This window comes from Fusobacterium sp. IOR10 (genome assembly GCF_010367435.1).
GTDB lineage: Bacteria > Fusobacteriota > Fusobacteriia > Fusobacteriales > Fusobacteriaceae > Fusobacterium_B.
In genome coordinates this window covers 23718-31058 of the sequence record NZ_WJWY01000025.1, presented here as the reverse complement: position 1 = coordinate 31058, position 7341 = coordinate 23718, and the positions used below count along the sequence as shown (strand labels likewise).

Here is a 7341-nt window from a genome sequence, read left to right as displayed (position 1 = left end):
ACATCCTTTCTTTTGGTGTCGCAACTTAATTGTAACGGATTTTTTTATTTGTCTCAATTTTTTTTTGCAAAAAATAAAGGCATTAGTATTTTTACAAATACCAACACCAAATATTATAGACCCATAAAAAAAGCAAATATTTTATTTGCTTTTTTTATTTGCTCATATATTTATAAATGTATTCAAAATGTCTATTTAAAGCTTCTCTTGATTTTTTAAGATTCTTTTCATATAATCCTTGAACTATTTCTTCGTGGGATTTAAATAATTTTTCCTTATTTTCTGCATCTGTAAAAATTTTTGATCTAATATTTTCAATGAAAATATTTAAAAGAGTATCAAAGGCTTTTAAATTATCAATAATATACCTATTTCCAGAAAGTTCAGCTATATAAAAGTGTAATTTTTTATCATAAAAAGATTTCATTTCTTCTGTTTGACAGGTTTTTAACATATTTAAAAAACTAGAAATTTCTTTCAATTGATTAGGTGTAATTTTATCAATAGCAAGAGTTAAAGCTTCTAATTCCAAGGCATATCTAAAATCTATGATTTCTTTTAAACTGGAATTTTCTTCCAAAGAAGACATTAAAATAATAAGTTCTTCTAAAGGTTTAAGAAAGTTGTTATGTATATAATTACCAGATCCTTGAATTACTTTTAACGCTCCCATTCTATTTAAAATACGAATACCTTCTCTAACAGAATTTCTACTTATATTTAAATTTTCAGCAAGAGATCTTTCTGGTGGAAGTTTGTCTCCGAGCTTATAATGACCACTTTTAATATTATCTTTCACAAAATTAATTAAAATCTCATAAGATTTTTCATTTTTTTCCATTCTAACCAAACCCTTTCTAATTTAATTAACTTAATTATATCATTTTTCATTTTTTTTATAAAGAAAAATCGGATTTTAACTCTAAAATTTTTTAAAATAATTTTTCATAAAAAAAATCAGGATTAAATTTTAATCAAAAAATAAAAGAATAAAATTAAAAAACCCTTATAAATGAATAAATTAATTATTACATAAGAACTTTTTAAGCATAAAGTGTAAAAAAATAGTTCATAAAATTCTAAAATAATAAAAAAAGAGTTAGAATTAACCTGTTTAAAAAAAATAAAATTGACAAATTTTTTAAAAAAAGGTAGAATTAGTTCATAGTTTGGTAGTACCAATACAAAGTGAATATAACAGCTTTAAAATAGATGAAAAAAGAAGTTATTAATAAGTCTTTACTTACATAATGAATTATAGGGGTTTAATTTTTTAGGGGGTGGATTTAATGTTTTTAAAATTTGTTTTAGCGGTTCTACCAATTATATGGCTTATAGTTGGGTTTAGTTGGTTTAAGATGTCTGGTCACAAAGCTTGTCCCATAGCTTTATTAATCACAACTATTTTATCATTTGTTTTTTGGAAAATGCCTTTTATGGGAGTCTTAACAGCGGCATTAGAAGGGGTAGCATTGGCTATTTGGCCAATTTGTTTAACTATAGTATCAGCAGTATTTGTTTATAATATTATAGTTCATACAAAAAATATGGAAGTTATTAAAGCAATGTTAACTAGGGTTTCAGTTGACAAAAGAGTTCTCGTTCTTATTATAGCTTGGGGATTTGGTGGATTCATGGAAGGTATGGCTGGCTTCGGGACAGCAGTAGCTATTCCAGCTAGTATATTATATGGTTTAGGAGTTAATCCAATATACGCAGCAGCAGTTTGTATGTTATCAAATACAACTCCTACAATTTGTGGATCAATAGGAATTCCTTCAATAACAGCAGGGGCTATAATTGGTGTTCCTGCAGCAAAAGTAGCTTTAACAGCAATTGTACAATCTTCTCCAATAGTTATATTAACTCCATTTATATTGGTTATAACAATAGGAAGATCTGTAAAAGCTTTAAAAGGAATGTTTCTAGTAACTTTAATATCAGGAGCATCATTCTTAATTCCTGAATATTTTGTAGCAAAGTATGTTGGTGCAGAGTTACCAGTTGTAATAGGAGCTTTAACTTCAATGGCATCAACAATATTAGCAGGTAGACTTTTAGTTAAAGAAACAGAAGAAAATAAAAAATATCATGTTAAAAAAAGTGAACATAGTTTAGGAGATGGATCAATATCTTTATCAAGGGGAATCTTAGCATGGTTACCATTTATATTAATTCTTTGTTTTTTATTACTAACATCAACTTTATTTCCAATGATTCATAATCCATTGGCAACAATAAAAACAGCAGTACAAATATATAATGGAAATGGAGCAAGTAAGTATGTGTTCACATGGATAGCAACTCCAGGTATAGTAATGTTAATTGCTGGTTTCATAGGAGGAAGTATCCAAAAAGCTTCCTTTGGAGAAATGTTAAGTGTTTTAAAGAAAACTTTGATAGAAATGAAGAAAACTATTATTACAATAGTATCAGTAATAGCAACAGCAAAAATTATGGGATATAGTGGAATGGTTGGAGATATAGCTACTTTAGCAGTTGCAGTAACAGGAAGTTATTATCCTTTAATAGCTCCATTTATAGGTTCAATTGTCACATTTGTAGCTGGAAGTGCAACACCTTCAGTTGTATTATTTACAGGACTTCAAGCTCAAACAGCAAAAACATTGGGAATACCAGAAGTGTGGCTAGCAGCTATAAATATTTGTGGAGCAGTTTCAGCTAAGGCTGTTTCTCCTCAAAGTATAGCAATAGGAGTTGCAGCAGTTGGAATAGCAGGGGAAGAAAGTAAAGTATTTAATATAGTTATCAAATATTATTTCTTCTTTATGATTATATTAGGAGTAATAGCCTATGTTTTTAAAGGAGCAGTAATTTAAATAAAAATAAAAATTTAAAGATAATAAATTTAAGGAGGAATTATGAAGACTTATAATAAAGTAACACCAGAGATAATTGAAAAATTTAAAGAGATAGCTCCTAAAAGAGTTTATTTTGGAAAAGAAGTAAATGAAGATTATTCTCATGATGAAATGTCTATTTATGGAAAAGCAATACCTGAAGCAGTTATAGAAGCTTTAACAACAGAAGAAGTTTCTAAAATTATGAAAGTTTGTAATGAAAATTTAATACCAGTAACTCCAAGAGGTGCAGGAACAGGACTTGCAGGAGGAGCTGTTTGTATACATGGTGGAATAGTTATTTCAACTATAAAAATGAATAAAGTAATAGAATGGGATTTAGAAAACTTTATAGTTAAAGTTGAACCAGGAGTATTACTTAATGATTTAGCTGAAGCAGCAAATAAAAAACATTTATTATATCCACCAGATCCAGGTGAAAAATTTGCAACTTTAGGAGGAAATGTTTCAACAAATGCAGGTGGAATGAGGGCAGTTAAATATGGAACTACTAGAGATTATGTAAAAGCTATGACAGTTGTTTTACCAACAGGGGAAATAGTTAAATTTGGAGCAAATGTATCTAAAACAAGTTCAGGTTATAGTTTATTAAACTTAATGATAGGATCAGAAGGAACTTTAGGAATAATAACAGATATTACTTTAAAATTAATTCCACAACCAAAAGAAGTTGTAAGTTTAATAATACCTTATGTTGATTTAAATGAATGTATTTCAACTGTTCCTAAATTTAAAATGAATCATTTAGAACCACAAGCTTTGGAATTTATGGAAAGAGAAATAGTTTTATCTTCAGAAGCTTATTTAGGAAAATCAGTATTCCCAAAAGAAGTTGAAGGAGAAGAAGTAGGAGCATATTTATTAGTTACATTTGATGGAAATTCTGAAGAAGAATTAGAAGATATAATAGAAAAAGCTTCAGAAGTTGTACTTGAAGCTGGAGCAATGGATGTTTTAGTTGCAGATACACCTGCTTTAAAAAGAGATGCTTGGGCAGCTAGAGGATCATTCCTTGAAGCAATAATTGCAGATACAAAATTATTAGATGAATGTGATGTTGTTGTACCAATTACTAAAATACCAGAATATTTAAAATATATTAATTCTTTAGAAGGTGAAGTTGGATTAAAAATTAAGAGTTTTGGACATGCTGGAGATGGAAATTTACATATATATGCTTGTAGTAATGATCTAGAAAAAGAAGAGTTTTTAAAAAGAGCAGCAAACTTTATGGAAAAAGCTTACTCAAGAGCAACTGAATTAGGGGGACAAATTTCAGGGGAACATGGAATTGGTCATGGAAAAGTAGAATTCTTATGCGAATCTTTAGGAGAAGTTAACATGAGATTAATGAAAGAAATAAAACATGTTTTTGATCCTAATATGGTATTAAACCCAGGTAAAGTTTGCTACGAATTTTAAATATAAATAAGAAATATAAAACCAAACAAAAAAAATGGAGGAGATAATAATGGCTTATATAATTTCAGAGGATGCTAAAGATTTATTAGTAGATGTAAAAGATTTTTGCGAAAATGAAGTGAAAGAACAATGTAAAGAATATGATAAAAGTGGAGAATGGCCAAAAGAAATATATGATAAAGCAATAGAAATGCAATTACATATGTTAGAAGTTCCTGAAGAATTTGGTGGAATGGGTCTTAGTAGAATAGATGTAGCAGCATTAATGGAAGAAATGGCAATTGCAGATGCAGGTTTTGCAACAACAATATCAGCAAGTGGTCTTGGAATGAAACCAGTTTTAATAGCAGGAAATGAAGAACAAAAGAAAAGAGTTTGTGAATTAATTATAGATGGAGGTTTTGGAGCTTTCTGTTTAACAGAACCAGCTGCAGGATCAGATGCAAGTGCAGGGAAAACTACAGCAGTAAAAGATGGAGATGATTATATACTTAATGGAAGAAAATGTTTCATTACAAATGGAGGAGTAGCTTCTTTCTATTGTGTAACAGCAATGACAGATAAATCAAAGGGAGTTAAAGGAATTTCAATGTTTTTAATTGAAGCAGGAACTCCAGGACTTAGTACAGGAAATCATGAAAATAAAATGGGAATAAGAACTTCAAATACCTGTGATGTAGTATTAGAAGATTGTAGAGTTCCAGCTTCAGCTTTAGTAGGAGCAGAAGGAAAAGGATTTGGAATAGCAATGAAAACATTGGATCAAGCTAGAACTTGGATGGGATGTATTTCTGCAGGTATAGCTCAAAGAGGAATAAATGAAGCTATAGCTTACGGAAAAGAAAGAATTCAATTTGGGAAACCAGTTATAAAAAATCAAGCTTTACAATTTAAAATAGCTGATATGGAAATAAAAACAGAAACAGCTCGTCAAATGGTAGCTCATGCTTTAACATTAATGGATATGGGACTTCCTTTCAGTAAAGAATCTGCAATAGCAAAATGCTATGCATCAGATATAGCTATGGAAGTAGCTTCAGAAGCAGTACAAGTATTCGGTGGTTATGGTTATAGTAGAGAATACCCTGTTGAAAAATTAATAAGAGATGCAAAAATCTTCCAAATATTTGAAGGAACAAACGAAATACAAAGAATAGTAATAGCTAATAACGTAATAGGAAGAATTTAAAAATATTGGGAGGAAAATTGATGAATATATTAGTTTGTATAAAACAAGTTCCAGATGATTCTATAGAGGTTACAGCAAAGGATAATAAACCAAATTTATCTGAAATTGGAAAAGTAGTTAATGCCTTTGATACTTACGCTTTAGAAATGGCAGCAAGATTTAAAGAAGCAAATGATGGAGAAATAACTGTTTTAAGTATAGGGGATAAAAGCACAGAAAAATCTCTAAAAAACTGTTTAGCAGTTGGAGGAAATAGAGCTATATTGATAAATGATGAAGAATTAAAAGAATCAGATACACTAGGAACATCTTACATTTTAGCAAATGGAATAAAAAAAATAGAAGAAGAAAATGGAGAAAAATTTGATATTATTTTCTGTGGAAAAGAATCTACAGATACAGCTTGTGGACAAGTTGGAGCTCAAATTTCAGAAATATTAGGAAGGGGCTTTGTTACAGATATAATTGATATTTCAATGAAAGACAGTATCTTTTCATTTAATCAAGAAACAGAGGATGGATATAATGTAGTTGAAACTAATTGCCCATGTGTTGTCACTGTTACAAAACCAAATTATGATCCAAGATATCCAACTATAAAAAATAAAATGAAGGCAAGAAGAATGCCAATAGATTCTTTAAAAATTCCAAATTTAGATAATGAAAAAGTTGGAAGAGAAGGAGCATGTGTCAAAGTTATTAATTTTTATGAACCACCTAAAAAAGAAGCTGGAATAAAAATTCAAGAGGAAAAATGTGAAGATTCAACATTAAAAGCAATTCAAATAATGGCTGAAGCTAAGGTATTTTAAGGGGGATTAGAAATGAAAAATATATTGACATTTGTGGAAATAAAAAACAATGAAATCTTAAAAAGTAGTTTAGAATCTATTTCTGCAGGTAAAAAAGTAGGAGATAGGATTATAACAGCTATTTTGAAAAATGACGAAAGATTAATAAAACAATTAATAAATCATGGTGCTGATGAAGTATTAGTACTTAAGTCAGAAGAATTAAACAAAGTAAATTTAGATATGTATGTGGAAGCTTTTGAAAAAGTTTTAAAGGAAAAGGATATTTCAGTTTTCATTTTAGGGGGAACTTTAATTGGAAAAGAATTATCTGCTAGACTAGCTGAAAGACTAGGTGTTGGTTGTGTAACTGATGCAACTGGGCTAAAGTTAGATGATGAAAAAAATATTGTATGGACTTGTCCTGCCTATGGAGGAACTTTATTTTCTGATATGGTAATGGATAATTCTAAATTACAAATAGGAACTATTCGTTCTGGAGCTTTTAAAAAATTAGAAGAAGAAGAAAGAAAAGGGGAAATAAATTCTTTAGAATTAAAACTGGATAAAAAAAATATAAAAGCAAAAATAGTGGATGTAGTTAAAGAAATAGCGGAAACTGTTGATTTAGAAGCAGCAGAAGTTATTGTTGCTGGTGGAAGAGGAATGGGTAATGAAGACAATTTCAAACTAGTTAAGGAATTAGCTGAGCTATTAGGTGGAGTTGTAGGAGCTACAAGACCAGCAATAGAAGCAGGATGGATATCAAAAATACATCAAGTAGGTCAATCAGGTAAGGTTGTAGGACCTAAATTATACATTGCCTGTGGAATCTCAGGGGCAGTTCAACATGTTTCAGGTATGATTGGTTCTGACTATATTGTAGCAATTAATAAAGATGAAGATGCACCAATATTTGAAGTTGCCAATGTTGGTATAGTTGGTAATGTTATGGAAGCTTTACCAGTTATGATAAATGAAATTAAGCAAATGAAGGAAAATTAAATAGTGTTTTAGGTATGTTTCATTCATATATTGAATAGACGCTGGTTTTTAT

Annotated in this window: 6 protein-coding genes; 5 read left to right on the top strand and 1 reads right to left on the bottom strand. The window is 29.4% G+C overall.

All coding sequences use genetic code 11. The annotated features are described in order from the left end of the window. Positions 1–154 precede the first annotated feature (154 nt). Complete coding sequence (locus GIL12_RS07785) at positions 155–841, bottom strand: FadR/GntR family transcriptional regulator (protein ID WP_163469921.1); 687 nt, start codon at positions 839–841, stop codon at positions 155–157. Between the two features lie 448 nt (positions 842–1289). Between GIL12_RS07785 and GIL12_RS07780 the strand changes: the two genes are divergently transcribed. From GIL12_RS07780 to GIL12_RS07760, 5 genes are read left to right on the top strand one after another with little or no spacing between them, the layout of a single operon-like run. Continuing rightward, the gene (locus GIL12_RS07780; protein WP_163469920.1) at positions 1290–2840 is read left to right on the top strand and encodes an L-lactate permease; all 1551 of its coding nucleotides are present in this window, start codon (positions 1290–1292) and stop codon (positions 2838–2840) included. A gap of 42 nt (positions 2841–2882) precedes the next feature. After that, positions 2883–4304, top strand: coding sequence for an FAD-binding oxidoreductase (locus GIL12_RS07775; RefSeq protein WP_163469919.1), 1422 nt, complete (start codon positions 2883–2885; stop codon positions 4302–4304). A gap of 49 nt (positions 4305–4353) precedes the next feature. Then, the gene (locus GIL12_RS07770) at positions 4354–5493 is read left to right on the top strand and encodes an acyl-CoA dehydrogenase family protein (RefSeq protein WP_163469918.1); all 1140 of its coding nucleotides are present in this window, start codon (positions 4354–4356) and stop codon (positions 5491–5493) included. Between the two features lie 20 nt (positions 5494–5513). Continuing rightward, on the top strand, positions 5514–6305 hold the full coding sequence (locus GIL12_RS07765) for an electron transfer flavoprotein subunit beta/FixA family protein (protein WP_163469917.1): 792 nt from the start codon (positions 5514–5516) through the stop codon (positions 6303–6305). Between the two features lie 12 nt (positions 6306–6317). Then, positions 6318–7289 carry an electron transfer flavoprotein subunit alpha/FixB family protein gene (locus GIL12_RS07760; RefSeq protein WP_163469916.1) on the top strand — a complete coding sequence of 324 codons (972 nt, stop codon included), beginning with the start codon at positions 6318–6320 and terminating at the stop codon, positions 7287–7289. Positions 7290–7341 lie beyond the last annotated feature (52 nt).

Bases quoted from the DNA above. Each gene is read 5' to 3' on its own strand.
- GIL12_RS07785 (WP_163469921.1), bottom strand. From the start codon at position 841: ATGGAAAAAAATGAAAAATCTTATGAGATTTTAATTAATTTTGTGAAA.
- GIL12_RS07780 (WP_163469920.1), top strand. From the start codon at position 1,290: ATGTTTTTAAAATTTGTTTTAGCGGTTCTACCAATTATATGGCTTATA.
- GIL12_RS07775 (WP_163469919.1), top strand. From the start codon at position 2,883: ATGAAGACTTATAATAAAGTAACACCAGAGATAATTGAAAAATTTAAA.
- GIL12_RS07770 (WP_163469918.1), top strand. From the start codon at position 4,354: ATGGCTTATATAATTTCAGAGGATGCTAAAGATTTATTAGTAGATGTA.
- GIL12_RS07765 (WP_163469917.1), top strand. From the start codon at position 5,514: ATGAATATATTAGTTTGTATAAAACAAGTTCCAGATGATTCTATAGAG.
- GIL12_RS07760 (WP_163469916.1), top strand. From the start codon at position 6,318: ATGAAAAATATATTGACATTTGTGGAAATAAAAAACAATGAAATCTTA.